This is a genomic window from Gordonia prachuapensis (genome assembly GCF_036350515.1).
GTDB lineage: Bacteria > Actinomycetota > Actinomycetes > Mycobacteriales > Mycobacteriaceae > Gordonia > Gordonia prachuapensis.
The window spans coordinates 173,323-199,735 of record NZ_JAZDUE010000006.1; the positions used below are offsets into that span (position 1 = coordinate 173,323).

The following is a 26,413-nucleotide window of genomic DNA, read 5'->3' on the forward strand; positions in this document are numbered from 1 at the left end:
ACGGCGACACCGGGCATGCGGGGCGACCGATGCGCACTCTGGTACTGGGCGGGGTGCGGTCGGGGAAGTCGGGATACGGCGAAACGCTGCTCGGCGACCACGACCGGGTCCGCTACCTCGCCACCGGACCGACCACCACCTCGGACGCCGAATGGTTGGCGCGCGTGGCGGAGCACCGCCGACGCCGCGACGACCGCTACTCCACCGTCGAGACCACCGACGTCTCCGACGAACTGCGATCCGACGCGCACACGCCCACGTTGCTCGACGACCTCGGCAACTGGCTCGCCGCACAGCTCGACCGACGCGGGGGCTGGGGCGACGAACCCGTCGACGTCACCGACCTGACCGGCGACCTGTGCGCCGCCGTCGGCTCATTCGATGGCGAGCTGGTGATCATCAGCTCGGAAGTCGGGCTCGCGGTGGTCCCACCGACCCCGGCCGGCCGCCGGTTCCAGGACGAGCTCGGCGCGCTGAACGCGGCGGTCGCGGCGGTCTGCGATCGCGTGGTCCTGGTGATCGCGGGTCGCGTCGTCGAGCTGCCGGCCTCGCCCACCGCGGCTTCCCCCGCGCCGACAGAACCCCAGATCGCGCCGACAGCACCCACAACTGCGCCGACGGAACCCGGGATCTCGCCGACGGAACCCGAAACCCGGCCGACAGAACCCGAAACCCCACCCACCGCAACCGAAGTCGCGGCGACGACGTCGACGGCCGCGCCATCCGCCGATCCCGCCGCACCGACCGTCGACCCCACGGATGCGGAGAACTTCCCCGCCATCGAGATGCCCGACATGGCCACCGCCGGCGCCGCACGCGCACGGCACCTGACGTTGACCAAGCCGGCTGGGTCCCTGGGCCGGCTCGAGGAGATCGGGATCTGGTTGTCGTCGTGTCAGGGGGTCTGCCCGCCCCGGCCGATCACCGCGCCCACGGTCGCGGTGTTCGCCGGCGACCACGGCGTCGCCCGTTCGGGGGTGTCGGCGTTCCCGCCCGAGGTGACCGCGCAGATGGTGGCCAATTTCGTCGCGGGCGGTGCCGCCGTCAACGTGCTCGCCCGCCGCGCCGGGGCCACGGTCCACGTGTTCGACATGTCGGTCGACGCCGACACCCCGCCCGAGGTGTCGCGGTTCAAGGTCCGCCGCAGCAGCGGCGACCTCACCACCACCGACGCCCTGTCACTGGCGGAGACCCGCGAGGCCCTCGCTGCCGGGCGCGCGATCGCCGATCAACTCGTCGACTCCGGCGCCGACCTCCTCATCGGCGGCGACATGGGCATCGGGAACACCACCCCGGCCACCGTGTTGATCGGTGCGCTGGCACGACGCGAGCCGGTGGAGATCGTGGGGCGTGGCACCGGTATCGACGACGCCGGCTGGATTCGCAAGACGGCGGCGATCCGCGACGGGATGCGTCGCGCCCGTCGCCACGTCCACGATCCGCTGTCGATGCTGGCGACGGTTGCCGGTGCGGATCTCACGGCGCTCGCCGGGTTCTTGGCCCAGGCGGCCGTCCGACGCACCCCGGTCATCCTCGACGGCATGGTCGTCACCGCGGCCGCGATGGTCGCAGCCGAACTCGCCCCCGGCGCATCCCGGTGGTGGCTCGCGGGGCACCGCTCCGTCGAGCCGGCGCACACGATCGCCCTCGATCACCTCGACCTCGTGCCGGTGCTCGACATGTCCATGCGCCTCGGCGAGGGCAGCGGCGCCCTGGCCGCGCTTCCGCTGGTGACGAGTTCCGTCGACATCCTCACCTCCATGGCGACCTTCGACGAGGCCGGGGTCAGCGATCGTGACACCGCCGACGACGAGGTGTCGCCGGCGCTCGCCACCGGGCCGTCCTGAGCACCCGCCGATGCGGACTCCGGTGCAGGCCACCCATGTCGCACTGAGCTGGCTCACCGTCCTGCCCCTCCCCCAGCCGACGGCCGAGATGAACCGCTCGACCGGGGCATCGGTGATGTCCGCGGTGCCGGTGGTCGGCGCCGTCCTCGGAGCACTGGCCGTTGCGGTGGCCACTCTGCTCTCGCTCACCGACCTGCCCGCCACCCTGGTCGGCGTCCTGATCGTCGCGACGCTTGGTCTGGCGACCCGTGGCATGCACCTCGACGGCCTCGCCGACACCGCGGACGGACTCGGGTGCTACGGCCCGCCCGAGCGGGTCGCCGAGGTGATGAAGAGCGGGTCGTCAGGCCCGTTCGGGGTGGCGACCCTCGTCGTCGTGATGGCGGTCCAGGCCGTCGGATTCGGTGCGCTCACCGATCAACACCGTTGGTACGAGATCGGTTTCGCGGTCGCACTGGGACGGCTGGTGGCCGTTGTCGGCGCGCGCCGCGGACTCGTCGCCGCTCACACGGAGGGCTTCGGCGCTCTCGTCGCGGACAGCCAGCGGATCTCCATCGCAGCATGGACTGCGGTCGCGGTGCTCGCCGCAGCCGCGACCGGTTGGGGCACGGACGGTTTCGCGATGACGACGGCGGTGCAGGCCATCGCGGTCGTCGCGGTCGTGCTGCTCACCGGCTGGCTGTTCACCCGCCACTGCGCCCGCCGGGTCGGCGGCATGAACGGCGACATCCTCGGCGCCGGAATCGAATTGGGCGTCGCGATCGCGGTCGTGGGGCTACTGATCTGAGACCCCGGCGTCCCCGATCACCGGCGGTAGAGCTCGGTCATCCAACCGTGGGTGTCGGCGAAGGTGCCGCGCTGGATGCCGGTCAACGTGTCCCGCAACGCCTGGGTGACCGCACCGGCGGTGCCGTCACCGATCAAGTAGTCCTCGGTGTCGCCCTTGACGCGACCGACCGGCGTGATCACCGCGGCGGTGCCGCATGCGAACACCTCGGTGATGTCGCCGGACGCCACCCCCTTGCGGAGTTCCTCGGTGCTGATCCGGCGTTCGTCGACGGCGAATCCCGCGTCGGTTGCCAACTGCAGCAATGAGTCCCGGGTGATGCCGGGCAACAGCGAGCCGGTCAGCTCGGGCGTCACCAGACGGGCGTCGGCACCGGAGCCGAAGACGAAGAACAGGTTCATGCCGCCCATCTCCTCGATGTAGCGACGTTCCACCGCATCGAGCCAGACCACCTGGTCACATCCGTGCTCGGTGGCCTGCCGCTGCGCGAGGAAGGCGGCCGCGTAATTGCCGCCGCACTTGGCGAATCCGGTGCCGCCGGGGGCCGCCCGCACGTATTCGGTGGACAGCCACACGCTGACCGGCTTGATTCCGCCGGTGAAGTACGAGCCCGCGGGCGAGGCGATGACGGAGTAGATGTACTGGCTCGACGGCGCGTTGACGCCCAGCCCGGCCTGCGACGCGAACATGAACGGCCGCAGATACAGCGCTTCCTCACCGCCGGCCGCAGGGACCCACTCGTTGTCCGCGTCGAGCAACACCCGCAGCGAGGCGATGAAGTCCTCGACGGGCAGCGGCGGCATCGCGAGACGTTCGGCGGACCGCTGCAGCCGCAGACCGTTGGCGTCGGGGCGGAACGCCGCGATCGATCCGTCCGGCTGCCGGTAGGCCTTGAGTCCCTCGAAGACCTCCTGCCCGTAGTGCAGGACCATCGCCGACGGGTCGAGGGCGATCGGCCCGTAGGGGCGCACCTGCGCGTTGTGCCAGCCCCGGTCCGCGTCGTAGTCGACCATCACCATGTTGTCGGTGAAGTACTTGCCGAAACCGGGCGCGGCGAGGATCTCCGCACGACGATTCTCCGACACCGGGTGGGGATGCTCGGTACGCGTGAACTGCAAGGTCATTGGCCAATCGTACCGCCGGGCGGCAAACCGATTTCGGCGGCGTCGGCGGCGGGTCGCGCCTCAGACGTGCGACGGCACGAACGGCGGGACGACGACCTCGCACGGCAGGTCCCGGCCACGGATGTCGACCACCACCTGATCACCCTTGCCGACCCCGGAGTCGGTGGCGAGCAGAGCCAACGCGATCCCCTGTTTGAGGGTGGGCGAGAACGTTCCGGACGTGCACACACCGATCTCGGTGCCGTCCGCCCCGGCCCGCACGACGCAGTCGGCACGCGGCACGCCACGGCCGGTGGCCTTGAGCCCGTACAGGCGACGCGACGGTCCGGCCGCCTTCTCGGCCTGCAGCGCCTCCCGGCCGGCGAACTCCGACTTCTTCCAGCCGACCGCCCAGCTCGCGCGGGCCTGCACCGGGCTGATCTGCGTACTCAGTTCGTGCCCGTGCAAGGCGTAGCCCATCTCCGTGCGCAGGGTGTCGCGGGCGCCGAGGCCGGCCGGCTGACCGCCGAGGTCACTGACGGCGCCCAGCAGCACATCGAACACCGCACCCGCGTCGGCCCAGCGCGGCAGGATCTCGTAGCCCCGTTCGCCGGTGTAGCCCGACCGGCAGACGCGCACGGGGACGGCCCCGGCCTGCGTCGACATCTCGGCGTCGGCGAACGCCATGTACTCCATGTCGGTCGGCAGCCCGACCCCTGCGAGCGCTTCGGTGGCCTTCGGTCCCTGCACGGCGAGCACCCCGAAGTCGCGGTGCTGGTCGGTGACCGTGACACCGTCCGGCGCTCCCTCGGCGAGTTGGGCGACGACGGCGGCGGTGTTCGCGGCGTTCGGCACCAGGAACACCTCGTCGTCACTCACCAGGTACGCGATCATGTCGTCGACCACGCCGCCGGATTCGTTGCAGCACAACGTGTATTGCGCCTTGCCGGGTGCGATCTTGGCCAGGTCGTTGGTGAGCACGCGGTTGACGTATGCGGCTGCTCCGGGACCGGCGACGACCGCCTTACCCAGGTGACTCACGTCGAAGATGCCCACCGTCTCACGCACGGCGGTGTGCTCCGCGACGGTCCCGGCGTAGGACACCGGCATGTCCCATCCGCCGAAAGCGGCGAAGCTGGCACCCAGCGCCTGGTGGCGGTCGGCGATCGGTCCGGCGAGGAGTTCGGTCATGCCCACAACCTTAGGGCCCACCCGCCGGGACCGAACCGCGACGCCGCGATCGGTCACCATGGTTAGAGTTGGCACCGTGAGCAAGAACGACACCATCGACCGCGTACGCGGCCCGGAACTGGAAGTGGCCACCTCCCTCGGCAAGTCGGACGAGGTCCTCGTGATCGGACTGATCAAGCCCGGTGAGGACTCGGAGGCCGAGCCGACCCTCGTGATCGGCGACGGCGTCCTCGACGACGCGGCTGCCGACGCGATCACCACGGCGGTCCGTCGGCTCGGTGCCACCGGCTCGCACGGCGAGATCACCCGGCTCCCCGCCCCCGAAGGACTCCCCGTCCAGGTGGTCGTGGCGGTGGGCCTCGGCGACGCCGACGACGTCGACGATGCGGAGAAGCTGCGTCAGGCAGCCGGTGTCGTCGCCCGCGAACTCGACGGGATCGACACCGTCGTCACCACCCTGTCCACGGTCGACCTGCAGGCGACCGCCGAGGGACTCTTCATGGGCGCCTACCGATTCGACGCGTTCCGGTCCGACAAGACGCAGCCCAAGAAGGCGCCGCCGACCCGCATCACGCTGATCGCCGACGACAAGAACAAGGCCACGAAGGCCGACCTCGAGCACGCCGCGGCGGTGGCCGACGCCGTCGCCATCGCCCGCGACTTCGTCAACACGCCGCCCAGCCACCTCTATCCGGAGGAGTTCGCCGAGCGGGCCCGCCGCCTCGGCAGCGCAGTCGGGCTCAAGGTGGAGATCCTCGACGACGCGGCCCTCGAGAAGGCCGGTTACGGCGGCATCATCGGAGTCGGCAAGGGGTCGTCGCGGCTGCCACGGCTGCTCCGGCTGATCCACACCGGCAAGAAGAACGCCAAGAAGGTCGCGCTCGTCGGCAAGGGCATCACCTTCGACACCGGCGGGATCTCGATCAAGCCCGCGGCCAACATGGAGAACATGACCTCCGACATGGGTGGGGCCGCCGCGGTCATCGCGGCCACCATCCTGGCGGCCCGACTCGATCTGGACGTGTCGGTGACCGCCACGGTGCCGATGGCGGAGAACATGCCGTCGTCGACCGCGCAACGGCCCGGCGACGTGCTGACCCAGTACGGCGGTGTCACGGTCGAGGTGCTCAACACCGACGCCGAGGGTCGGCTGATCCTCGCCGACGCGATCGTGCGTGCATGCGAGGACGACCCCGACTACCTCATCGACACCGCCACGCTGACCGGCGCGCAGATGGTCGCGCTGGGTGCACGGACACCCGGGGTGATGGGGACCGCGGAGTTCCGCGACCGCGTCGCCGCGCTGTCCGGTGAGGTCGGCGAGAACGCGTGGGCCATGCCGCTGCCGACCGAGTTGCGCGCCGACCTGAAGTCGCGGGTGGCCGACCTGGCGAACGTGACCAATCACCGCAACGGCGGCATGCTGGCGGCCGGCATCTTCCTGAAGGAATTCGTGCCCGAGTCCGTCGCCTGGGCGCACATCGACATCGCCGGCCCGGCGTTCAACACCGGGGGCCCGTGGGGGTACACGCCCAAGGGCGGCACCGGCGTCCCGGTGCGCACCATCGCGCGGGTGCTCGAGGACATCGTCGCCAACGGTTGATGACCATGCGGCGAAGTCAAGCCACACCACGTCTGTGTGACGCGATCCGGGTAGGGTGATCCGGGGACGGACGGCTCACCCGCCTCAGCCGTCTCGGTGCACCGCCGGCGCACACACCGCGGCGCGCAGACACACGACAACACCTCGAGTTCAGGAGTCAACAACGATGGCCTTCTCCGTCGAAATGCCCGCCCTCGGTGAGAGCGTCACCGAAGGAACCGTGACCCGGTGGCTGAAGGAGGAGGGTGACACCGTCGAGGCCGACGAGCCTCTGCTCGAGGTGTCGACGGACAAGGTCGACACCGAGATCCCTGCGCCTACTTCGGGTGTGCTGACGAAGATCATCGCGCAGGAAGACGATGTGGTCGAGGTCGGCGGGGAACTCGCACTCATCGGTGAGGAAGGCGAGCAGGCAGGCGGGGACGACTCCGATGGCGACGAGTCCGCGTCGTCCGGCGGTGACGAGCCCGCGGAGGCCGAAGGCGAGTCGAAGCCTGCGGAGTCGCCGTCGACCGACACCGACGCGCCGGCCGAGAAGCCGTCGGCCGAATCGTCCAAGGGCGGCGGTTCCGCCGAGGGCACCGACGTGGTGATGCCCGAACTGGGTGAGTCGGTCACCGAGGGCACCGTGACCAACTGGCTGAAAGAGGTGGGCGACTCCGTCGACGCCGACGAGCCGCTGCTCGAGGTGTCCACCGACAAGGTCGACACCGAGATCCCCTCGCCGGTCGCCGGAACCCTGCTCGAGATCGTCGCGCAGGAGGACGACGTCATCGAGGTCGGCGGCAAGCTGGCCGTCATCGGCGATGCGTCGGCCGCGCCCGCGAAGAAGTCCGAGCCCGAGCCCGAGCCGGAGCCCGAACCGGAGCCGGAGCCCGAGCCGGAGCCCGAGAAGACCGAATCGAAGCCGGAACCCGAACCGAAGAAGGAACCCGAGTCGGCTCCCGCTGCCGAGTCCGACTCGGTGACGGTGTCGAAGGGCGAACCGGACACGATGTCGTCGACGCCGTATGTCACCCCGCTGGTCCGGAAGTTGGCCGCGGAGAACGACATCGACCTGAACACCGTGAAGGGCACCGGCGTCGGTGGTCGCATCCGCAAGCAGGATGTGCTGGCCGCGGCCGACGCTGCCAAGGCCCCCGAACCTGCTCCGGAGCCCACACCCTCCGCCCCGGCCGCCTCTGCGCCGGCCAAGTCGTCGTCGCCGGAGATCAAGCCGGAGCTCGCCGAACTGCGTGGCACCACGCAGAAGATCAACCGGATCCGGCAGATCACCGCGAAGAAGACCCGCGAGTCGCTGCAGACCAGCGCCCAGCTCACGCAGGTGTTCGAGGTCGACATGACCAAGATCGTGTCGCTGCGCAAGCAGGCCAAGGAGTCGTTCAAGGCGTCCGAGGGTGTGAATCTCACCTTCCTGCCGTTCATCGCGAAGGCGGTCGTCGAGGCGCTCAAGGCGCACCCGAACGTCAACGCGTCGATCGACGAGGACAAGAAGGAGATCACCTACTACGACAAGGTGCATCTCGGCATCGCCGTCGACACGGAGCAGGGTCTGCTGTCGCCGGTCATCCACAACGCCGACGACCTGTCGATCGCCGGGCTGGCCCGCGCCATCGCCGACATCGCGGCCCGCGCCCGCAAGGGTGCCGGTGGTCTCAAGCCCGACGAGCTGGCCGGCGGAACGTTCACCATCACCAACATCGGCAGCCAGGGCGCGTTGTTCGACACGCCGATCCTGGTCCCGCCTCAGGCGGCGATGCTGGGCACAGGTGCCATCGTCAAGCGTCCGGTGGTCCTCACCGGCGACGACGGCTCGGAGTCGATCGCGGTGCGGTCGATGTCGTACCTACCGCTGACCTACGACCACCGGCTGATCGACGGTGCCGACGCCGGACGCTTCCTGACGACGATCAAGAAGCGTCTCGAGCAGGGCGCGTTCGCCGCCGATCTCGGCCTGTAGGACGCGATGCGGATAGCCGTCGCCGGCTCGCAGGGTCTGATCGGCTCCGCGGTGGTCTCTGCCTTGCGCGAGGCGGGACACACCGTGGTCCGGCTGGTTCGCCGTGAGGCGTTGTCGGATGACGAGTTCAGTTGGGACCCCGAGACTTTCGGAGTTCCCGAGGAGAGCCTGCAGGAGGTCGACGCGGTGATCGGCCTCGGCGGGGTCGGCGTCGGCAATCAGCGGTGGACGGGTCGGTTCAAGCAGGAACTGCGCGATTCGCGGATCACCCCCACCGAGGTCCTCGCCGAGGCGGTGGCCTCGGCAGGCGTGCCGGTGTTCCTCAGCGCGTCGGCCACCGGGTACTACGGCAACACCGGGTCGCATGTGGCGATCGAGTCGGATCCGGCCGGCGAGGGATTCCTCGCCGGCCTGGTGACCGACTGGGAGCACGCGGCGACCGAGAACGCCGGCAGCGGCACCCGGGTCGTGTTGCTGCGCACCGCGCCGGTGCTGGCGAAGGACGGTGGCCTGCTGAGCCGCCTGCGACCGGTCTTCTGGTTCGGTCTCGGCGGCGCGATCGGCAGCGGCGAGCAGTACTTCTCGTGGATCAGCCTGCCCGACGAGGTGCGCGCGATCCTGTTCCTGCTCGACTCCCCGATCAGCGGCCCGGTGAACCTGTGCTCCCCGGGGTCGTTGCCGTTCGGCGAGTTCGCCGACGCGATGGGCCGGGCGATGCATCGCCCGACGATCCTGAAGGTGCCGGGTTTCGCGGCCAAGGCCGTCGGCGGCGAGATGGCCGAGGAAATGATTCTGTTCAGTCAGCGCGTTGCACCTGATGTGCTCACCGAACACGGTTTCTCGTTCCACCACCCCGACATCGACACCGCCCTCGGATACGTCCATGCGTGAGGCGTCGATCCGGTCGTCGCGCGAACCCATCGAGGTCCGTCGGCTCGACGGTTTCGTCGACTACCGCACGGCGTACGACCTGCAGCACCGACTGGCCACCGAGCGTGCCGACGGCACCCTCGACCACGACGTCCTGCTGCTGCTGGAACATTCGTCGATCTACACCGCCGGCAAACGCACCGAGCCCGCCGACCGGCCGACCGACGGTTCGCCGGTCATCGACGTGGACCGCGGCGGCCGCATCACCTGGCACGGTCCCGGCCAGTTGGTCGGGTATCCGATCATCCGCCTCGCCGAGCCACTCGATGTGGTCGAGTACGTCCGCCGCCTCGAAGAGGCCCTGATCCGCGTATGCGCCGACGTCGGCGTGCCCACCACCCGTGTCGACGGCCGTTCCGGAGTCTGGGTGGTCGATGACAGAGGCGAACGCAAACTCGGCCAGATCGGCATCCGCGTCGCACGCGGGGTCGCGCTGCACGGGTTCGCGCTCAACATCGACCCCGACATGTCCGCTTTCGAGGCGATCGTCCCGTGCGGCATCGCCGATGCCGGAGTGACCTCTCTCGCCCGCGAAGCCGGAACGCCGCTCACCGTCGACGGGCTGATCGAACCGGTCGCCGCGGCGGTCGCGGCAGCCCTCGACCACCACCACCGCGCACCGGATGCACTGAGCACCACGGGCGTAGCATCGGAGCAGTGACTGTGTCCGCATCCTCTGACCACACGACCACCGCCCACACCCCGGGCGATCCCGCCACCGCTGCCTCCACACCTCCGGCCGGCCGCAAACTCCTGCGCCTCGAGGTCCGCAATGCGCAGACCCCGATCGAGCGCAAGCCGAGCTGGATCAAGACCCGCGCCACCATGGGTCCCGAGTACACCGAACTCAAGGGCCTGGTGAAGCGCGAAGGGCTGCACACCGTCTGCGAGGAGGCCGGGTGCCCCAACATCTACGAGTGCTGGGAAGACCGCGAGGCCACCTTCCTCATCGGCGGCGAACAGTGCACCCGTCGATGTGATTTCTGCCAGATCGACACCGGCAGACCCGCGGAACTCGACCGCGACGAACCTCGCCGTGTCGCCGAGAGCGTCCAGGCCATGGGCCTGCGCTACTCCACCATCACCGGCGTGGCCCGCGACGACCTGCCCGACGAGGGCGCGTGGCTCTACGCCGAGACCGTCCGCGCGATCCACCGGCTCAACCCCGGCACCGGCGTGGAGAACCTCATCCCGGACTTCCACGCGAAGCCCGACCTGCTCGCCGAGGTCTTCGAGGCCCGACCCGAAGTCCTGGCGCACAACCTGGAGACCGTGCCGCGGATCTTCAAGCGCATCCGTCCGGCGTTCCGATACGAGCGGTCGCTCGATGTGATCACCCAGGCACGCGATTTCGGACTGGTCACCAAATCGAACCTGATCCTCGGTATGGGTGAGACGCCCGAAGAGGTGCAGTCGGCGATCGTGGATCTGCACGAGGCCGGGTGCGACATCCTCACCATCACCCAGTACCTGCGTCCCTCACCGCGGCACCATCCGGTCGAGCGCTGGGTGAAGCCGGAGGAGTTCGTCGACCACTCGGAGTTCGCCACCGAGGTCGGCTTCGCCGGGGTCATGGCCGGACCGCTGGTCCGCTCGTCGTACCGCGCCGGCCGCCTCTACGCACAGGCGATGGCCCACCGCGGGGAGGACATCCCCTCGGCCCTCGCACATCTCGCCGAGGAGGGGTCGGCCAGCCAGGAGGCCAGCAGCCTCCTGACCCGTCTGGCCCGCTGACCGAACCGATCTCCGGTTCGTCCCCGCAGTTCACCACGTCCCCGCAGTTCACCTCGTCCGGCCGGAACCTCCGTCGGCGGAACTCGTAGCGGGCCGATGAACGACCGTCCGCGTCGTGCCGAACCGGCGACTCGGGCCATTGGACGGCGCCGTAAACTGGTCGCATGGCAAAGGCGCAAGACAAAGAGGCGAAAGCCGCAGCGAAGAAGGCCCGGAAGCAGGCGTCCAAGGAGCGACGCTCGCAGATGTGGCAGGCCTTCCAGATGCAGCGGAAGGAAGACAAACGGCTCATCCCGTACATGGTCGGCCTGTTCGTCCTCATCGTCGCGATCTTCGTCGGGCTCGGCCTGCTCTTCGGGTCCGTCTGGCTGCTGCTGCCGCTGGGCATCGTCCTGGGTCTGCTCGCCGCATTCATCCTGTTCGGACGCCGGGTGCAGAGCACGGTGTACAAGCGTGCCGAGGGACAGCCGGGGGCCGCCGGCTGGGCGCTGGGCAACATGCGCGGCCAGTGGCGCGTCAAGCAGGCGGTGTCGGGTAACGCGCACCTCGATGCCGTGCACCGTGTCATCGGCAAGCCCGGTGTCGTCCTCGTCGGTGAGGGTTCCGCCAGTCGTGTGAAGCCGCTACTGGCGCAGGAGAAGAAGAAGGTCGCACGCGTCGTCGGCGACACCCCGATCTACGAGATCGTCGTCGGCAACGAGGACGGTCAGATTCCGCTGAAGAAGCTGGAACGCCACGTCAACAAGCTGCCGAAGAACATCAACGGCAAGCGCATCGACGCCCTGGAGGGCCGCCTGGCCGCCCTCGGCGGACGCAACCAGCAGGGTCCGGGCATGCCCAAGGGCCCCATCCCCGGAAACGCCAAGGTGCGCAGCATGCAGCGCACGGCACGTCGGAAGAGCTGACCCCACCGTCGGTCAGTCGTTCCGGCCGGACGACCCGCACGTCCGGGCGGCATCGACGACGGCCGCGAACAGCCGGAGATCGTCGAGACGCTCCTCGGGATGCCATTGGACACCGACGACGAAATCGCCGCCGGGCGCCTCGACCGCCTCGACGAGGCCGTCCGCGTCCTGACCGCTGACCATCAACCGGTCGGCGACCCGGTCGATCCCCTGATGGTGATGGCACTGCGCCTGGTGCCGGTCGCCGAGCAATGACGCGAGCCGCGTGCCGGGCGTGATCGCGATCTCGGTAGCGGTGAACACCGCGGCACCCATGCGGTGTCGCGAATGGCCCAGCACATCGGGCAGGTGCTGATGGAGCGTGCCGCCGAGGGCGACGTTGAGCACCTGGATGCCCCGGCAGATCCCCAGAATCGGCAGCCGACGCTCGAGGGCGGCGTGCAGAAGGGCGAATTCCCACTCGTCGCGGTCGGGCCGCGGCGGGTCGGTCTCGGGATGTGGATCGGCTCGGTAGGTCGCCGGGTCCACATCCACGCCGCCCGTCAGGACGAGCGCGTCGAGCCCGGTCACCACCCGCGCCGCGACGACCGCGTCCACCGGTTGAGGTGGTAGCAGGGTCGCGATCCCGCCGGCCTGGGTGACCCCGTCGAAATAGACCTGCGGGAGGAAGCTGGCACGCACATCCCATATCCCGGTGCGGGATTGCTCCAGGTAGGTGGTCAGGCCGATGATCGGCCTGACCTGCGGGCCGTGCACTAGCGCGACCGCACCAACGCCGTTCCGGTCGCCCGGTCATGCAACGCGCGACCGTTGTAGTCGTTGATCAGCGCCGGCACGAGGAACACGATCAGCACCTGCCGGGCCAGCGCCCGCACGATGCCGACCGCGGCGATCTGCACCTCACCGCTCACCTCCGCCTCGGTCCTCGCCGGTCCATGGTCGACCCGGGCGACCCGGAGACCGACGGCGAACTGCCCCGGGGTGAAGCCGAAGAGGCTCACCGCGACGACGCCGAGAACGAACCACACGCCGAGCACCGTGGTACCGATGTTGGGGGAGCTGAAGGACACGAACAGCAGCGAGACGCCGCCGGCCAGCAGCCAGTCGACCATCAGCCCGAGAACGCGGAGCCAACCGCCGGCCAGTGACCCGGCTCCCGTCTCGGGAAGGCCGAGATCCTCGCCGCGGTACGCCCCGCCCCCGCCTTCGGGCCCGATCTGCGGCCCGGAGAGCCACGACCCCGTCGCGCGGCCCATCAGCGCACCATCCCGGAGGGCGCGACGGGTGACAGGTCCGACGGTGTCGTTGCGGGCATGTGACCATCGTAGTGCGGGTGCGCCTGTGCCCTGGCCCACCCTGCGACGTGCTTTGCCCGCCGGCGGCCCGGTGGCCGCCACGGGCTATTCGGGGACTTGCGTGGTGCGCCGCGGAGCGGCATGGCATCGTTGCGATGCGGGACACCTTGTTGCCCGGACACCAGAGGTGTGTAACACAGGAGAAACATGCCCTTGACGGCCAGGCAACCTCGCGTCCATACGGTTCCAGCTGAGATCCGGCGCCGCGTCTCACGGTGCGGCGGATGAGTCGGGCCAGGTCGCTGGCCACCCGAACAAGTTAAGGAGTCACCGCACGGTGTACAGCAGCAAAGAAGAAATCCTCGAGGGCATCAAGAAAGAGGGCGTCGAGTACGTCGACATCCGCTTCTGCGACCTGCCCGGCGTGATGCAGCACTTCTCCATCCCGGCGTCGGCGTTCACCGAAGACATCTTCGAGGACGGCCTGGCCTTCGACGGCTCGTCGGTGCGCGGTTTCCAGTCGATCAACGAGTCGGACATGATGCTGCTGCCCGACCCGGCCACCGCGCGGATCGACCCGTTCCGCAAGGCCAAGACGATGAACCTGAGCTTCTTCGTCCACGACCCGTTCACCCGCGAGGCCTACAGCCGCGACCCCCGCAACGTCGCCCGCAAGGCCGAGGACTACCTGGCCTCCACCGGCGTCGCCGACACCTGCTTCTTCGGTGCCGAGGCCGAGTTCTACATCTTCGACTCCGTCTCCTTCGGATCGGAGATGAACGGCACCTTCTACGAGGTCGAGTCCGAGTCGGGCTGGTGGAACACCGCATCGCCGACCGATCCCGACGGCAGCCCGAACCTGGGCTACAAGGTGCGCCCGAAGGGCGGCTACTTCCCCGTCGCCCCGTACGACCACTACGTCGACCTGCGCGACGAGATGTCGACCAACCTGCAGAACTCGGGCTTCGAGTTGGAGCGCGGCCACCACGAGGTCGGCACCGCCGGCCAGGCCGAGATCAACTACAAGTTCAACACCCTGCTGCATGCCGCCGACGATGTGCAGCTGTTCAAGTACATCATCAAGAACACCGCGTGGCAGAACGGCAAGACCGTCACCTTCATGCCGAAACCGCTGTTCGGTGACAACGGGTCGGGCATGCACGCACACCAGTCGCTGTGGAAGGACGGCAAGCCGCTGTTCCACGACGAGGCCGGCTATGCGGGCCTGTCGGACCTGGCGCGTTACTACATCGGCGGCATCCTGCACCACGCACCGTCGCTGCTGGCGTTCACCAACCCGACGATCAACTCCTACAAGCGTCTGGTCCCCGGCTACGAGGCCCCGATCAACCTGGTCTACAGCCAGCGCAACCGTTCGGCATGTGTGCGTATCCCGATCACCGGCAACAACCCGAAGGCCAAGCGCCTCGAGTTCCGTTGCCCGGACAGCTCGGGCAACCCGTACCTCGCCTTCGCCGCGATGATGATGGCCGGGCTCGACGGCATCAAGAACAAGATCGAGCCGCACGAGCCGGTCGACAAGGATCTCTACGAGCTCCCGCCGGAGGAGGCCAAGAGCATCCCGCAGGCACCGACCTCGCTGGCCGCGGTCATCGATCGCCTCGAGACCGATCACGACTACCTCACCGCGGGTGGCGTGTTCACCGAGGACCTGATCGAGACCTGGATCGCGCTGAAGCGTGAGAACGAGATCGATCCGGTGCAGATCCGTCCGCACCCGTACGAGTTCTCGCTCTACTACGACTGCTGATCACCAGCACGGACATCGAGGGCGGCCGGGATCTCATCCCGGCCGCCCTTCGTCGTCTCACCCCCGGTGATCAGGGAATCGGTGCGCAGGTGATTGGTGTCACGTTAAGGCCCTTGTACCCTGCCGTTTCACTCGGATTCGAACTAGGTTGAGTCCATGAGCCGCACCAGATTCGTCGAAGACCTCGCCCCCGGTGACCGCATCAGCGTCGACGGCCTCCGCGCCGTCGTGCAGACGGCCACGCCGACCGGCACCGATCAGCTCCTCCTCAAACTCGTCAACAGCTCCGACGACCGCAGCGAGATCACGCTCGAGTCGGGCGCCAAGGTCGAGATCCTCTAGACACCCAAAATCGGCACCCGCGTTACCCGGTCGGGCTACTCTGCGGTCAGGAGGTGTCATGGACATCGGAAGTCTGATCGCAGCACTGGCTCTCGGATTCGTGTGCGGGGCCATCGCCCGCGCGCTCATCCCCAACGACGCGTTCAAGGACATGAGCGGGTGGAAGTCGTGGGCGACGTCGACCGCCCTCGGGCTTCTGGGCGCCCTGCTCGGCTATTGGATCTTCACCGGCCTGCTCGGGATCGGCGACGAGGACAAGTTCGACTGGGGTGGCCTGATCGGCGCGCTCATCGGGTCGATCATCGTGGTCGCCATCGGCTCGGCGGTCCTCAAGCGGATGGGTAGCGCTCGCCGCGTCTGACCGCGGAGGAGCCCACACCGGCTCGACCGGTGAGCCCGCGATGACGCACGGCCCGCGACACGGCCGCGGCGACATGGGAACCCGGCCACCGACACTTAGGATGAGCGCATGATCCGCATACTGATCCGTACCCTCGTCTATCTGATCTCCGCGGCCATCGGGCTGTTGGTCGCGACGTGGATCCTCGACGACATGACGGTCCACTGGAGCGGTTTCATCATCGCGCTCCTGATCTTCGCTGCGGCACAGACGATCTTGGGTCCGTTCATCTTCAAGTTCGTCAACCGCAATGCCGATGCGTTCATCGGGGGCGTCGGTCTGGTGTCCACTTTCGTCGCACTCCTGATCGCCAGTCTCATCGGCAGCGACGGGATCGAGATCGACGGTGTGGAGACCTGGATCGCCGCGACCGTCATCGTCTGGCTGGTGACCGCGTTGGCCACCATGGTCGTCCCGTACCTGCTGGTGAAGGCCGGGGTCACGCAGGCCCGGGAGAATCGGGCCGACGCCTGATCGGCCCGAGCCGTCGCCTTCTCAGCCCGCCAGCTCGGCGAACATCCGTTCGTTGTGCTCGAACGCCTCGACGGCCTCGTCGATCAGGGCGCGCATCTGCTCAGGGTCCAGCGGCAGCCGGTCGAGCGTCTCGCGGTAGCCGTCCTTGTACCGCTTGAGTTTGTCGATCTCGTCGAACACGTAGAAGCTCAGCGTGTCGTCGGTGAGCCCGTAGTGCAGCTTCATCCGGCTCCGGATGACCTGTCCACCACTGAGATCCCCCAGGTACCGCGTGTAGTGATGGGCGACGAAGCGGGCCGGATCGGTTCGGGTCGCCTCGATCGCCGCGACGTATCCGGCGACCCCCGGCAGCGGTGCGACACCGTCAGGATCGATCCCGAGTGCCGTCAGATCCGCGGTGAGCCGCGGCAGCCGGCGCAGCCGTTCGTCGACGACCGGTCCGGCGACGGCATCCCCGGCGAGTTCGTCGCCCACGGACTCCAGCGCGCGGTAGATGAAGTACAACTGCGCAGCCATGCGCCGGTAGCCGGCCGCGTCGAGCCGACCCGACATGAGGTCGTCGACGAAGGTGGCCCGCTCGGCACGGTCGTGGGCCTCGGCAGTCGCCGAGCGCAGCCCCTCGGACACCGAACCCGGCGTGGCCTGATCGCTTCGCGAATCGTCAGATGTGGTCGTCATGGTGCCACCAGTGTTACCACCACGCCGCGGTGGTCGGAACCCGGGAGGTCGAAGGTGTGCAGCGAGGTCGCGACGAACCCGCGGCTCATCACCCGGTCGATGGCGATCACCGGCCGCCCGCCCGGCCGATCCGTCGGGTAGGTCGGCGAGAAACCCGCCCCCGCCTGATCGGTCGCGTCCACCAGGCCCTGGTCGAGAAGTCCGCGGTACCGGATGTGATCCCACGTCGCGTTGAAGTCGCCCGCGGCGATGATCGGTCCCTGCGGCACAGATGTCAGGTGACGATCGATGGCCGCCAGGTCGTCGCGCCAGATGTCGGTGCGTCCGGGCAGCGGAGCGCCCGGGTGCAACGCGAAGACCCTCGTGCCGGGTGCGCCGGGCAGATCCGTGGTGGCGCCGAGGTTGTGTAGCACGGTGTCCTCGATCTCGGCCTGCCCGGACAACGGTGTCCGGCTGAACAAGCCGGTGCCCAGAGCGGTGTGGCCGGGAACGGCGTAGTCGTACGGGAGGAGCTCGCCGATCGGACTGTCCCGGAGTCGCTCCAGGGCCTCCGGGGTCATCTCCTGCACGGACAGTAGATCCGCGTCGGCAGCGCGCACCTGGGACGCGAGGGCGTCGACGTCGGCACCGCCGAACAACAGGTTCGCGCTGACGACGGTGATCGGCTCACCGGCGGGTGCGGCCTGCGCCCGGAACAGCGGCGCCTGCCCGTAGCAGAGCGCCGCGGTCACCGCGACCGCCAGCGCCAACAGAATCCATCGTCGGGTCGCGGCGAAGATGACCAGCGCGACCACCCCTGCGATCAGCGCGAACGGTACGGCACTGGTCAGGTAGACGGTGATCTCGCCGCGGGATGGGAAACGGTGCAGCCACACCGCGACCGCCGCCGCCGCCAGCAGAACCCAGCCGGCCAGCAGCAGCACGAACCGGACTATTCGTCCGATCACGCGCCGAACACCTTGCGGACCACCGTCTTCGCCCGGCGGGTCACCCGCAGATAGTGCTCGAGGAACTCTGCGGCCTGATCCTCGGGCCACCCCGCCGCGTAGGCCACCGCTCGCAGCTGCGCGCCCGGCGCCGGCAGTTGGTCGACCGGTTTGCCGCGGACGAGCACCAACGCGTTGCGCGCCTTGGTGGCGGTCAGCCACGCCTCCTTCAGCTGCGCGACGTCGTTCTCGCCGAGCAGCTCCACCGAACCGATCGCATCGAGCGACTGCAGGGTGGACGTGTTGTGCAGCGACTCGTACCGATGGGCGTGGCGTAGCTGGAGCAGCTGGACCGTCCACTCGACGTCGGCGAGTCCCCCGCGGCCGAGTTTGGTGTGGGTGGCCGGGTCGGCGCCACGCGGCAACCGCTCGGAGTCCACCCGCGCCTTGATCCGGCGGATCTCCTTGACCGCCTCGGGCGACACCCCGCCCTCCGGGTAGCGGATGCGATCGGCCATGTGCAGGAAATCGATCCCGAGCTGTTCGTCACCGGCGACCTGGTGCGCACGCAGCAACGCCTGGATCTCCCACGGCTGCGCCCACTGCTCGTAGTAGGCGGCGTAGGCGGCCAGCGTCCGCACGACCGGCCCGTTGCGTCCCTCGGGACGCAGTCCGGTGTCGACCTCCAGCGGCGGGTCGTCGCTCGGCGATCCGAGCATCGACCGGACCTTCTCGGCGATCGTCTGCGACCACCGCACGGCGAGCGCCTCATCGGCCTCGGACTCCGGCTCGCACACGAAGAGCACGTCGGCATCCGAGCCGTAGCCGAGCTCTCCCCCGCCGAGGCGGCCCATGCCGATGACCGCGATCCGCGCCGGCGCGGGTTCCCCGCGGTCGCGTTCGGACTCCGCGATCACCACCGTCAGTGCGGCATTGAGCACCGCGGCCCACACACTCGACAGCGCGGCGCAGACCGCGGGCACATCCATCAGGCCGAGGATGTCCGCGGATGCGATCCGCGCGAGTTCGAAACGGCGATGCGACCGGGCAGCCGCCACCGCACGCTTCAGGTTCGGCTGACGGACGGTCGACGCGATCAGACCTTTCGCGACGTCCTCCGGGCGCGGTTCACAGAGCTTCGGCCCGTTGGCGCCATCGGAGTAGAGATGGATCACCTCCGGTGAACGCATCAACAGATTCGCGATGTACTCCGACGTGCCCAGCACGTGCATCAGGCGTTCGGCGACGACGCCGTCGTCGCGCAGCAGCCGGATGAACCACTCGGCCTCGTCCATCACATCGCACAGCCGGCGGTAGTTGAGCAGGCCGGCATCCGGGTCGGGAGTGTTGCCGATCCATTCGAGCAGCGACGGCAGGATCAGCAACTGGATCTGCCCGCGACGTCCCGCTGCCGACGCCAGCGCCCGGATATGACTCAGCGCCCGTTCGGGTTTGGCGTAGCCGAGCGCGGACAGTCGACGCGCTGCCGACTTGTCGGTGAGGGTGAGTTCATCGGTGTTGAAGCGCGTCGCAGCCTCCAGCAGCGGCCGATAGAAGAGCTTCTCGTGCAGCCGCCGGATACGCGCCTTCTGCCGGGTGAGCTCTTCACGCAGCACGGTGGTGGCGTCACGCTCGCCCTCCGGGCGGATGTGCGCCGCCCGCGCCAGCCACCGCATGTTCCCGCCGTCGTCGAATGCGGGCAACATGTGGGTCCGCGCCAGGCGTTGGAGCTGGAGCCGGTGCTCCAGCGACCGCAGGAACTGGTAGGACGCATTGAGATTGGCGCCGTCGTCACGCCCGACGTAGCCCCCGGCGGTCAACGCCGTCAACGCGTCGACGGTTGCCTTGGCCCGGATCTCCTCGTCGACGCGGCCGTGCACCATCTGCAGCAACTGGACGGCGAACTCGACGTCTCGCAGGCTGCCGCTGCCGAGTTTGAGATTGCGGTCGCGCAGCTCCTCGGGCACCAGCGACTCGACGCGTCGGCGCATCGCCTGGACTTCCGGGACGAAGTCCTCTCGCTCGGCGGCCGTCCACACCATCGGGCTCAGGGCGTCGACGTAGTCGCCGGCGAGCTGCATGTCGCCGGTCATCGGACGTGCCTTCAGCAGCGCCTGGAACTCCCACGTCTTGGCCCACCGGCGGTAGTAGGCGACGTGCGACTCCAGCGTCCGGGTCAGCGCCCCTGATTTGCCCTCGGGACGTAGCGCAGCGTCGACGTCGAAGAACGCCAGCGAACCGACACGCATCATCTCCCCGGCGATGCGAGCAGCCGTACCGTCGGCGGGTTCGCTGACGAACACGACGTCGACATCGCTGACGTAGTTCAGTTCGCGCGCACCGCATTTGCCCATCGCGATGACCGCGAGACGCACCGGCAGTTCCTTCTCTCCGCACACCTCGCTGATCGCGACGGCCAGCGCGGCGGTCAGTGCCGCGTCGGCGGCGTCGGCGAGGAATCCGCCGACCTCCGGGAGATAGAGCACCGGCTCGTCCTCGACGGTCGGTGCGAGGTCGTGGGCGGCCAACTCCAGCAGCAGGTTGCGATACGCGATCCGCAGCGCCACAACTGCTTTGGGCCCGGTCGTCGCGGCACGAAAGAGCTTGTTGCCCTTTTCGATCTCACCCGGCTCGGGGGTCGCGCCCACCGCGCCGAGCATCCGCTCGTTCATCTCGTCGACCGACGGCAGATCGGACGACCGCAACAGTTGCCACGCGTCCGTCTCGGCGACGAGGTGATCGCCGAAGGCGTCCGAGGAGCCGAGGACGGAGAACAGGCGCCCGCGGAACCCACGGTCGGTGCGGAGCAGCCGGTCGAGTTCGACCCAGGCGGAGGGATCGATCTCACCCTTCATCCGGATCAGCGACCGCAGTGCCAGGTCGGCGTCCGGCGCGCGCGAGAGCGACCACAGGACGTCGACCGCGTCGTCGTTGTCCCAACCGAGATCGGCGAGATGCCCCGGGGCGGAGTCCTCGAGCAGCCCCAGCCGCCCCGCGCTGGGCACGCGGCCGCGTCCGCGAAGTGAAGTCACACACCAAAAGTAGCGGGCCGACCCCGACTGCTCTCAACCAGGTGAGGTGTCAGAGAGGCAGGTAGCTCTTCAGTTCGAACGGGGTGACCAGGCTGCGGTAGTTGGTCCACTCGGCCCACTTGTTCCGCAGGAAGTAGTCGAAGACGTGTTCGCCCAGCGCTTCGGCGACGAGCTCGGAGTTCTCCATCTCGGTGAGAGCATCGGCCAGGCTTCCCGGGAGTTCCCGGTAGCCCATCGCCCGGCGTTCCGCCGGGGTCAACGCCCACACGTCGTCCTCGGCCTCCTCCGGCAACTCGTAGTCCTCGGCGATGCCCTTCAGGCCGGCGGCGAGCAACACCGCGAACGTCAGGTACGGGTTGCAGGCGGAGTCCGGACTGCGCACCTCGACGCGGCGCGACGACGCCTTGTTCGGGGTGTAGAGCGGCAGGCGGATCAACGCGGAGCGATTGGCGCCGCCCCAGGTGGCCGCGGTGGGCGCCTCACCACCGTGGATCAGTCGCTTGTAGGAGTTCACCCACTGGTTGGTGACCGCGCTGATCTCGCTGGCGTGGTGCAGGATTCCCGCGATGAACTTCTTGCCGGTGGCCGACAGCTGCATGGGGTCGTCCGGGTTGTGGAACGCGTTGGCGTCCCCCTCGAACAGGCTCATGTGGGTGTGCATCGCCGAACCGGGATGCTCACTGAACGGCTTGGGCATGAACGTCGCCCACACGCCCTCCTCGATCGCGACCTCTTTGACGACGTAGCGGAACGTCATCACGTTGTCGGCCATCGACAGGGCGTCGGCGTAGCGCAGGTCGATCTCCTGCTGGCCGGGTGCACCCTCGTGATGGGAGAACTCGACCGAGATGCCCATCGACTCCAGCGCCTCGATCGCGTGGCGCCGGAAGTTGGGCGCGGCGTCGTGCACGGCCTGGTCGAAATAGCCGCCGGTGTCGGCCGGGGTGGGCACACTGCCGTCGAGGGGCGCATCCTTGAGCAGGAAGAACTCGATCTCCGGGTGGACGTAGCAGCTGAAGCCCTGATCGGCCGCCTTGTTCAACTGGCGCCGCAGCACGTGCCGCGAGTCCGCCCAGCTCGGGGTGCCGTCGGGCATCGCGATGTCGCAGAACATGCGCGCCGAGTGGTGCCGTCCGGTGGAGGTGGTCCACGGCAGGATCTGGAACGTGGACGGGTCGGGCTTGGCGACGGTGTCGGCCTCCGAGACCCGGGAGAACCCCTCGATCGCCGATCCGTCGAAGCCGATACCCTCGGCGAAGGCTCCCTCGAGCTCGGCCGGCGCGATCGCCACTGACTTGAGATAGCCGAGGACGTCGGTGAACCACAGCCTCACGAAACGGATGTCGCGCTCTTCCAGGGTCCGCAGCACGAATTCCTTTTGGCGATCCATGACCCGGACATTAGAAGTACGCTGTTAAATCCGTGTTACATGCACAAGACGGAGTTTGTGTACAGCACTTTTGCGAAACGCATCTCAACATGTGAGATCTCTTGGCAGTTCTGTGGGATCACTGAGGTAGCCGGCGACAGCGTCGTCGATGCACCGATCACCTGCGAACACGGCCGTGTGGTCGTGACCACTCACCGTGATCAGGTCCGCCCCGACCTCCCGGGCGAAGGCGGCACCGGTCGCGTATGGCGTCGCCGGATCGCCGGTGGTCGCCACCACCAACGGCGTCGGGGCCGCCGGCGGCAACTCCGCGCCGACAACATCGCCGGACAACGGATCGGCCGGCGTCCAGTAGTCGCAGAGACCCGTCGGCCCCTGCCCGGTACCGCGACCATCGTCGCCGAACGGCGCTGCGGCCCGCGTTCGGCGGTCGAGTTCGTCCCATCGCTCGGGGTCATCGATACGCCGGTCGTCGGCGCAGCTGATCGCGAGAAACGCATCCTGCCGATGGTCGTAGCCGCCGTCGGCGTCGCGGCCTTCATAGCCGTCGGCCATGCGCAGCAGACCCGAACCGTCACCGCCGGCGAGTGCCGCGAGCGCCGCACGCAGCTCCGCCCACCGGGACCGCTGGTACAGGGCGTCGATCGTCGCGGTCTCCGCGTCACCGGCCGAGAGTGCCCGGTCACCGACAAGTAGCGGATCGGCGATCAGCGGCGTCACCAGTTCCCGATACTCGGCGACCGCTCGGTCCGGGCGGGCGCCGAGCGGGCATTCCGAGCGTGTCGCGCAATCGCGCGCGAACGCGTCGAACGCCCCTTGGAAACCAGCCATCTGCTCGACGACGGCATCGATGGGATCCTCGTCGGGCTCGACCATCCCGTCGAGTATCAGTGCCCGCACGTGCTCGGGATGGCGCTGTGCATACTCGATGCCCAGTCGGGTGCCGTAGGAGTACCCGAGGTAGGAGATCTCCTCCACCTCGAGTCGTCGACGCAACTGTTCGAGGTCGGACACTGCGTAGGCGGTGCCGACCCGCGCGAGGAAATCGGCACCGACCCGCTCGCGGCACCGGTCCGCCACCGTGCGCCGATGGCTCTCGATGTCGGCGATGCCCGCGGCCGACCGCAGCCCGAGGTCCATCGCGCGCTCCGCATCCCGTTCGGCATCGGTGCGGCAGACGACAGCGGGACGGGACGCCCCGACGCCGCGTGGATCGAAGGACACGACGTCGTGGTCGGCGCTGAACGGCTGCGAGGCCAGCACCGCGGCGGAGCCCGCCAGTGCACGGACACCGGATCCGCCGGGCCCGCCCGGATTCATGACGAGCGTGCCGCTGCTCGGTCCGGCCGCCGCCAGGCGCGCCACCGCAAGCGTGACCGTGCCCGCGCCGGGATCGTCGGGGTCCAACTCCACGATCAAGCGCCCACACGTCACCCGATGGGCGACCGATGTCGGGATCGCGGCCGGCGCGACACCGTCGCCGGGACCACAACTGTGCCAGTCGAAAGCACCGTCCGACGGCATCACCCGGCATCCGCCGACGACCGCGATGGCGACGAGCGCCGCGATCACGGCCGCACGCAGATTCGCGGTGCCGGTGCAGGTCATGGGTGCGATCGTACGAGTGCCGCTCGCCGACCCGAGCACCAGTGTGTGAGAAAAACCACAGGTCAGTGACGTGTGATGACGTGTGACCCGATGACAGAATGAGAAATGTCCAGCCCCATCCCGGGTACCTGCACGGCAGGACTCGAGGCAGAAAAGAGACAACGATGTCCGAAACTTCGGTGTATGGCGCATCCGGCCCCGTCGCGGGCGATTCCTCGTCGGTGACTTCTCGGCGTCGCCGACCCACCCGTGTCCAGCATCTCGCGCAGATGAAGGCCGACGGCGAGAAGTGGTCGATGTTGACCTGCTACGACTACTCGACCGCGCGCATCTTCGACGCCGCGGAGATTCCCGTACTCCTCGTCGGCGACTCCGCCGCCAACGTCGTCCTCGGCTACGACACCACCATCCCGATCACCGTCGACGAACTCATCCCGCTGATCCGCGCCGTCGTGCGAGGCGCTCCGCATGCCCTTGTCGTTGCCGACCTCCCGTTCGGCAGTTACGAGGCCGGCCCCCAGCAGGCGCTCGAGTCGGCCATCAAGGTGTTCAAGGAGACCGGCGCACACGCGGTCAAGCTCGAAGGCGGTGAGCGCGTCGCCGATCAGATCGCGGCCCTCACGGCGGCCGGTATCCCCGTCATGGCGCACATCGGGTTCACGCCGCAGAGCGTCAACGGACTCGGTGGCTACCGCGTCCAGGGTCGCGGCGACGCCGGCGACCAACTCGTCGCCGATGCGATCGCCGTCCAGGAGGCCGGTGCGTTCGCCGTCGTGATGGAGATGGTCCCCGCCGACCTCGCCGGCCAGATCACCCGCAAACTCACCATCCCCACCGTCGGCATCGGCGCGGGCAACGAGACCGACGCACAGGTGCTCGTGTGGCAGGACATGGCGGGATTCACCCACGGCAAGACCGCCAAGTTCGTCAAGCGATTCGCCGACATCGGATCGGAGTTGCGCTCGGCGGCAGAGCAGTACGCCGATGAGGTGCGCCGCGGAACGTTCCCCGCACCCGAGCACAGCTACTGACCCGTCCCCCGTCGCGTTACCCTGCCCGCTGAGGAGCGGGTGAGTTTGCGAGCCCGCGTCACCCCCTGCTCGCTGAGGAGCGGGTGAGCTTGCGAGCCCGCGTCACCCCCTGCTCGCTGAGGAGCGGGTGAGCCTGCGAGCCCGCGTCACCCCCTGCTCGCTGAGGAGCGGGTGAGCCTGCGAGCCCGCGTCACCCCCTGCTCGCTGAGGAGCGGGTGAGCCTGCGAGCCCGCGTCACGAAGCGCCCTTCGTGACGCCCTCCGCAAGCTCCGGGCTCCTCAGGGATCGGGTACGCCCTCATCTACCGGTGGGCCCTCGGGGATCGGTGAGCCGGTTCTCGACCACGCTCTAGGGTTGGCCCATGCGCGACTTCTACCCGCCGATTGAACCGTACGAGCACGGCCACCTCGACGTCGGCGACGGCCAACAGATCTACTGGGAGACCTCCGGCCGCCCCGACGGCAAGCCGGTGGTGTTCGTCCACGGCGGTCCCGGCGGCGGGACGTCGCCGGATCAGCGCCGATTCTTCGACCCCGAGCGCTACCGCATCGTGCTGTTCGACCAGCGTGGGTGCGGGCGGTCGCGCCCGCACATCGCCGACGGCGCCGACCTGTCGATCAACACCACGCCGCACCTGATCGCCGACATGGAAAGTCTGCGTGAGCATCTCGGCATCGCGCGATGGCAGGTGTTCGGCGGCTCGTGGGGTTCGACCCTCGGTCTTGCGTACGCCCAGACCCACCCCGACCGGGTGACCGAACTCGTCCTGCGCGGCATCTTCCTGCTGCGGCGCAGCGAAATCGACTGGTACTACAACGGCGGTGCCGCGCACATCTTCCCCGACCTGTGGGAGTCCTACCTGGCCCCCATTCCCGAGGCGGAGCGCGACGGCGATCTCGTCGCCGCCTACCACCGGCTGCTCACGTCGGCCGACCGCGACGTCGCGCGCACGGCCGCGAGCGCGTGGACCGGCTGGGAACAGGCGACGAGCTATCTGCTGCCCAAGAAGACCGACGACAATGTCGGAATGGATGCGGGGAACCCACGTTTCGACCTCGCCTTCGCGACGATCGAGAACCACTACTTCGTCCACCACGGTTTCCTCGACGACGGACAACTGTTGGCCGACATCGGCCGGATCGCCCACATCCCCGGGGTCATCGTCCAGGGACGCTACGACGTCGTCTGCCCGATGCGCAGCGCATGGGACCTGCATCGGGCGTGGCCGCAGGCCACCCTGCACATCGTCGACGACGCCGGCCACGCCTCGTTCGAGCCCGGTATCCGCCACCACCTGATCACCGCGACCGACGACTTCGCAGGTCGCTCCGCATGATCGGGGAACCACAACACTAGACTCGGCACGACGAACGGGCGCGAAGAAGTCGACGCCGTGGCATGCAACA

At 68.7% G+C, this 26,413-nt stretch carries 23 protein-coding genes; 14 read left to right on the top strand and 9 right to left on the bottom strand.

Going from position 1 to position 26,413, the window contains the following annotated elements; all coding sequences use genetic code 11:
• Positions 1-29 precede the first annotated feature (29 nt).
• Entirely contained in the window at positions 30-1,847 is a 1,818-nt protein-coding gene (gene cobT, locus V1Y59_RS09070) for a nicotinate-nucleotide--dimethylbenzimidazole phosphoribosyltransferase (RefSeq protein ID WP_330504605.1), read from the top strand.
• Positions 1,848-1,857: 10 nt separating this feature from the next.
• Complete coding sequence (locus V1Y59_RS09075; protein ID WP_330504499.1) at positions 1,858-2,634, top strand: adenosylcobinamide-GDP ribazoletransferase; 777 nt, start codon at positions 1,858-1,860, stop codon at positions 2,632-2,634.
• A gap of 17 nt (positions 2,635-2,651) precedes the next feature.
• Here V1Y59_RS09075 and V1Y59_RS09080 read toward each other — a convergent pair whose 3' ends face one another.
• Complete coding sequence (locus V1Y59_RS09080; RefSeq protein ID WP_330504500.1) at positions 2,652-3,758, bottom strand: branched-chain amino acid aminotransferase; 1,107 nt, start codon at positions 3,756-3,758, stop codon at positions 2,652-2,654.
• 60 nt (positions 3,759-3,818) lie between these two features.
• On the bottom strand, positions 3,819-4,928 hold the full coding sequence (gene gcvT / locus V1Y59_RS09085; RefSeq protein WP_330504501.1) for a glycine cleavage system aminomethyltransferase GcvT: 1,110 nt from the start codon (positions 4,926-4,928) through the stop codon (positions 3,819-3,821).
• Positions 4,929-5,004: 76 nt separating this feature from the next.
• Here gcvT and V1Y59_RS09090 point away from each other — a divergent pair, with 76 nt between their 5' ends.
• The 6 genes from V1Y59_RS09090 (at position 5,005) to V1Y59_RS09115 (ending at position 12,060) form a co-directional block, all read left to right on the top strand.
• Positions 5,005-6,531, top strand: coding sequence for a leucyl aminopeptidase (locus V1Y59_RS09090; protein ID WP_330504502.1), 1,527 nt, complete (start codon positions 5,005-5,007; stop codon positions 6,529-6,531).
• 166 nt (positions 6,532-6,697) lie between these two features.
• Positions 6,698-8,491 carry a 2-oxoglutarate dehydrogenase, E2 component, dihydrolipoamide succinyltransferase gene (sucB, locus tag V1Y59_RS09095; RefSeq protein ID WP_330504503.1) on the top strand — a complete coding sequence of 598 codons (1,794 nt, stop codon included), beginning with the start codon at positions 6,698-6,700 and terminating at the stop codon, positions 8,489-8,491.
• Between the two features lie 6 nt (positions 8,492-8,497).
• Positions 8,498-9,382: a TIGR01777 family oxidoreductase gene (locus V1Y59_RS09100; protein ID WP_330504504.1), complete on the top strand. Its 885-nt coding sequence runs from the start codon at positions 8,498-8,500 to the stop codon at positions 9,380-9,382.
• Positions 9,375-10,082 carry a lipoyl(octanoyl) transferase LipB gene (gene lipB, locus V1Y59_RS09105; RefSeq protein WP_330504505.1) on the top strand — a complete coding sequence of 236 codons (708 nt, stop codon included), beginning with the start codon at positions 9,375-9,377 and terminating at the stop codon, positions 10,080-10,082. The genes V1Y59_RS09100 and lipB overlap by 8 nt, the downstream gene beginning before the upstream one ends.
• A gap of 92 nt (positions 10,083-10,174) precedes the next feature.
• Entirely contained in the window at positions 10,175-11,155 is a 981-nt protein-coding gene (gene lipA / locus V1Y59_RS09110) for a lipoyl synthase (RefSeq protein WP_330504606.1), read from the top strand.
• A gap of 164 nt (positions 11,156-11,319) precedes the next feature.
• Positions 11,320-12,060 (top strand): DUF4191 domain-containing protein, encoded by a 741-nt coding sequence (locus V1Y59_RS09115; protein ID WP_330504506.1) that lies wholly within the window; start codon positions 11,320-11,322, stop codon positions 12,058-12,060.
• A 12-nt stretch (positions 12,061-12,072) separates the two neighbouring features.
• Here V1Y59_RS09115 and V1Y59_RS09120 read toward each other — a convergent pair whose 3' ends face one another.
• Positions 12,073-12,816, bottom strand: a complete 744-nt coding sequence (locus V1Y59_RS09120; RefSeq protein WP_330504507.1) for a gamma-glutamyl-gamma-aminobutyrate hydrolase family protein — start codon at positions 12,814-12,816, stop codon at positions 12,073-12,075.
• The gene (locus V1Y59_RS09125; protein WP_330504508.1) at positions 12,816-13,316 is read right to left on the bottom strand and encodes an RDD family protein; all 501 of its coding nucleotides are present in this window, start codon (positions 13,314-13,316) and stop codon (positions 12,816-12,818) included. Before V1Y59_RS09125 ends, V1Y59_RS09120 begins: the two co-directional genes overlap by 1 nt.
• Positions 13,317-13,692: 376 nt before the next feature.
• On the opposite strand from V1Y59_RS09125, the gene glnA (V1Y59_RS09130) reads away from it, so the two are divergent.
• The 4 genes from glnA (V1Y59_RS09130) (at position 13,693) to V1Y59_RS09145 (ending at position 16,342) form a co-directional block, all read left to right on the top strand.
• Positions 13,693-15,126, top strand: coding sequence for a type I glutamate--ammonia ligase (gene glnA, locus V1Y59_RS09130; RefSeq protein ID WP_330434555.1), 1,434 nt, complete (start codon positions 13,693-13,695; stop codon positions 15,124-15,126).
• A 156-nt stretch (positions 15,127-15,282) separates the two neighbouring features.
• Positions 15,283-15,468 carry a hypothetical protein gene (locus V1Y59_RS09135; protein ID WP_330504509.1) on the top strand — a complete coding sequence of 62 codons (186 nt, stop codon included), beginning with the start codon at positions 15,283-15,285 and terminating at the stop codon, positions 15,466-15,468.
• Positions 15,469-15,526: 58 nt separating this feature from the next.
• Complete coding sequence (locus V1Y59_RS09140) at positions 15,527-15,829, top strand: GlsB/YeaQ/YmgE family stress response membrane protein (protein WP_330434551.1); 303 nt, start codon at positions 15,527-15,529, stop codon at positions 15,827-15,829.
• 108 nt (positions 15,830-15,937) lie between these two features.
• Positions 15,938-16,342, top strand: coding sequence for a hypothetical protein (locus tag V1Y59_RS09145; protein WP_330504510.1), 405 nt, complete (start codon positions 15,938-15,940; stop codon positions 16,340-16,342).
• Positions 16,343-16,363: 21 nt separating this feature from the next.
• On the opposite strand, the gene V1Y59_RS09150 is transcribed toward V1Y59_RS09145, so the two are convergent.
• From V1Y59_RS09150 to V1Y59_RS09170, 5 genes are all read right to left on the bottom strand, one after another.
• Entirely contained in the window at positions 16,364-17,020 is a 657-nt protein-coding gene (locus V1Y59_RS09150; protein WP_330504511.1) for a biliverdin-producing heme oxygenase, read from the bottom strand.
• On the bottom strand, positions 17,017-17,964 hold the full coding sequence (locus tag V1Y59_RS09155; RefSeq protein WP_431309141.1) for an endonuclease/exonuclease/phosphatase family protein: 948 nt from the start codon (positions 17,962-17,964) through the stop codon (positions 17,017-17,019). The genes V1Y59_RS09150 and V1Y59_RS09155 overlap by 4 nt, the downstream gene beginning before the upstream one ends.
• A complete protein-coding gene (locus tag V1Y59_RS09160; protein WP_330504513.1) occupies positions 17,964-20,978 on the bottom strand; it encodes a bifunctional [glutamine synthetase] adenylyltransferase/[glutamine synthetase]-adenylyl-L-tyrosine phosphorylase in 3,015 nt (1,004 codons plus the stop codon). The genes V1Y59_RS09155 and V1Y59_RS09160 overlap by 1 nt, the downstream gene beginning before the upstream one ends.
• Before the next feature lie 49 nt (positions 20,979-21,027).
• A complete protein-coding gene (glnA, locus tag V1Y59_RS09165) occupies positions 21,028-22,368 on the bottom strand; it encodes a type I glutamate--ammonia ligase (protein WP_330504514.1) in 1,341 nt (446 codons plus the stop codon).
• A gap of 84 nt (positions 22,369-22,452) precedes the next feature.
• Positions 22,453-23,976, bottom strand: coding sequence for an alpha/beta fold hydrolase (locus V1Y59_RS09170; protein ID WP_330504515.1), 1,524 nt, complete (start codon positions 23,974-23,976; stop codon positions 22,453-22,455).
• Positions 23,977-24,140: 164 nt separating this feature from the next.
• Between V1Y59_RS09170 and panB the strand changes: the two genes are divergently transcribed.
• Positions 24,141-25,007, top strand: coding sequence for a 3-methyl-2-oxobutanoate hydroxymethyltransferase (panB, locus tag V1Y59_RS09175; RefSeq protein WP_330504516.1), 867 nt, complete (start codon positions 24,141-24,143; stop codon positions 25,005-25,007).
• Between the two features lie 361 nt (positions 25,008-25,368).
• Positions 25,369-26,343: a prolyl aminopeptidase gene (gene pip / locus V1Y59_RS09180; RefSeq protein ID WP_330504517.1), complete on the top strand. Its 975-nt coding sequence runs from the start codon at positions 25,369-25,371 to the stop codon at positions 26,341-26,343.
• Positions 26,344-26,413: the final 70 nt, after the last annotated feature.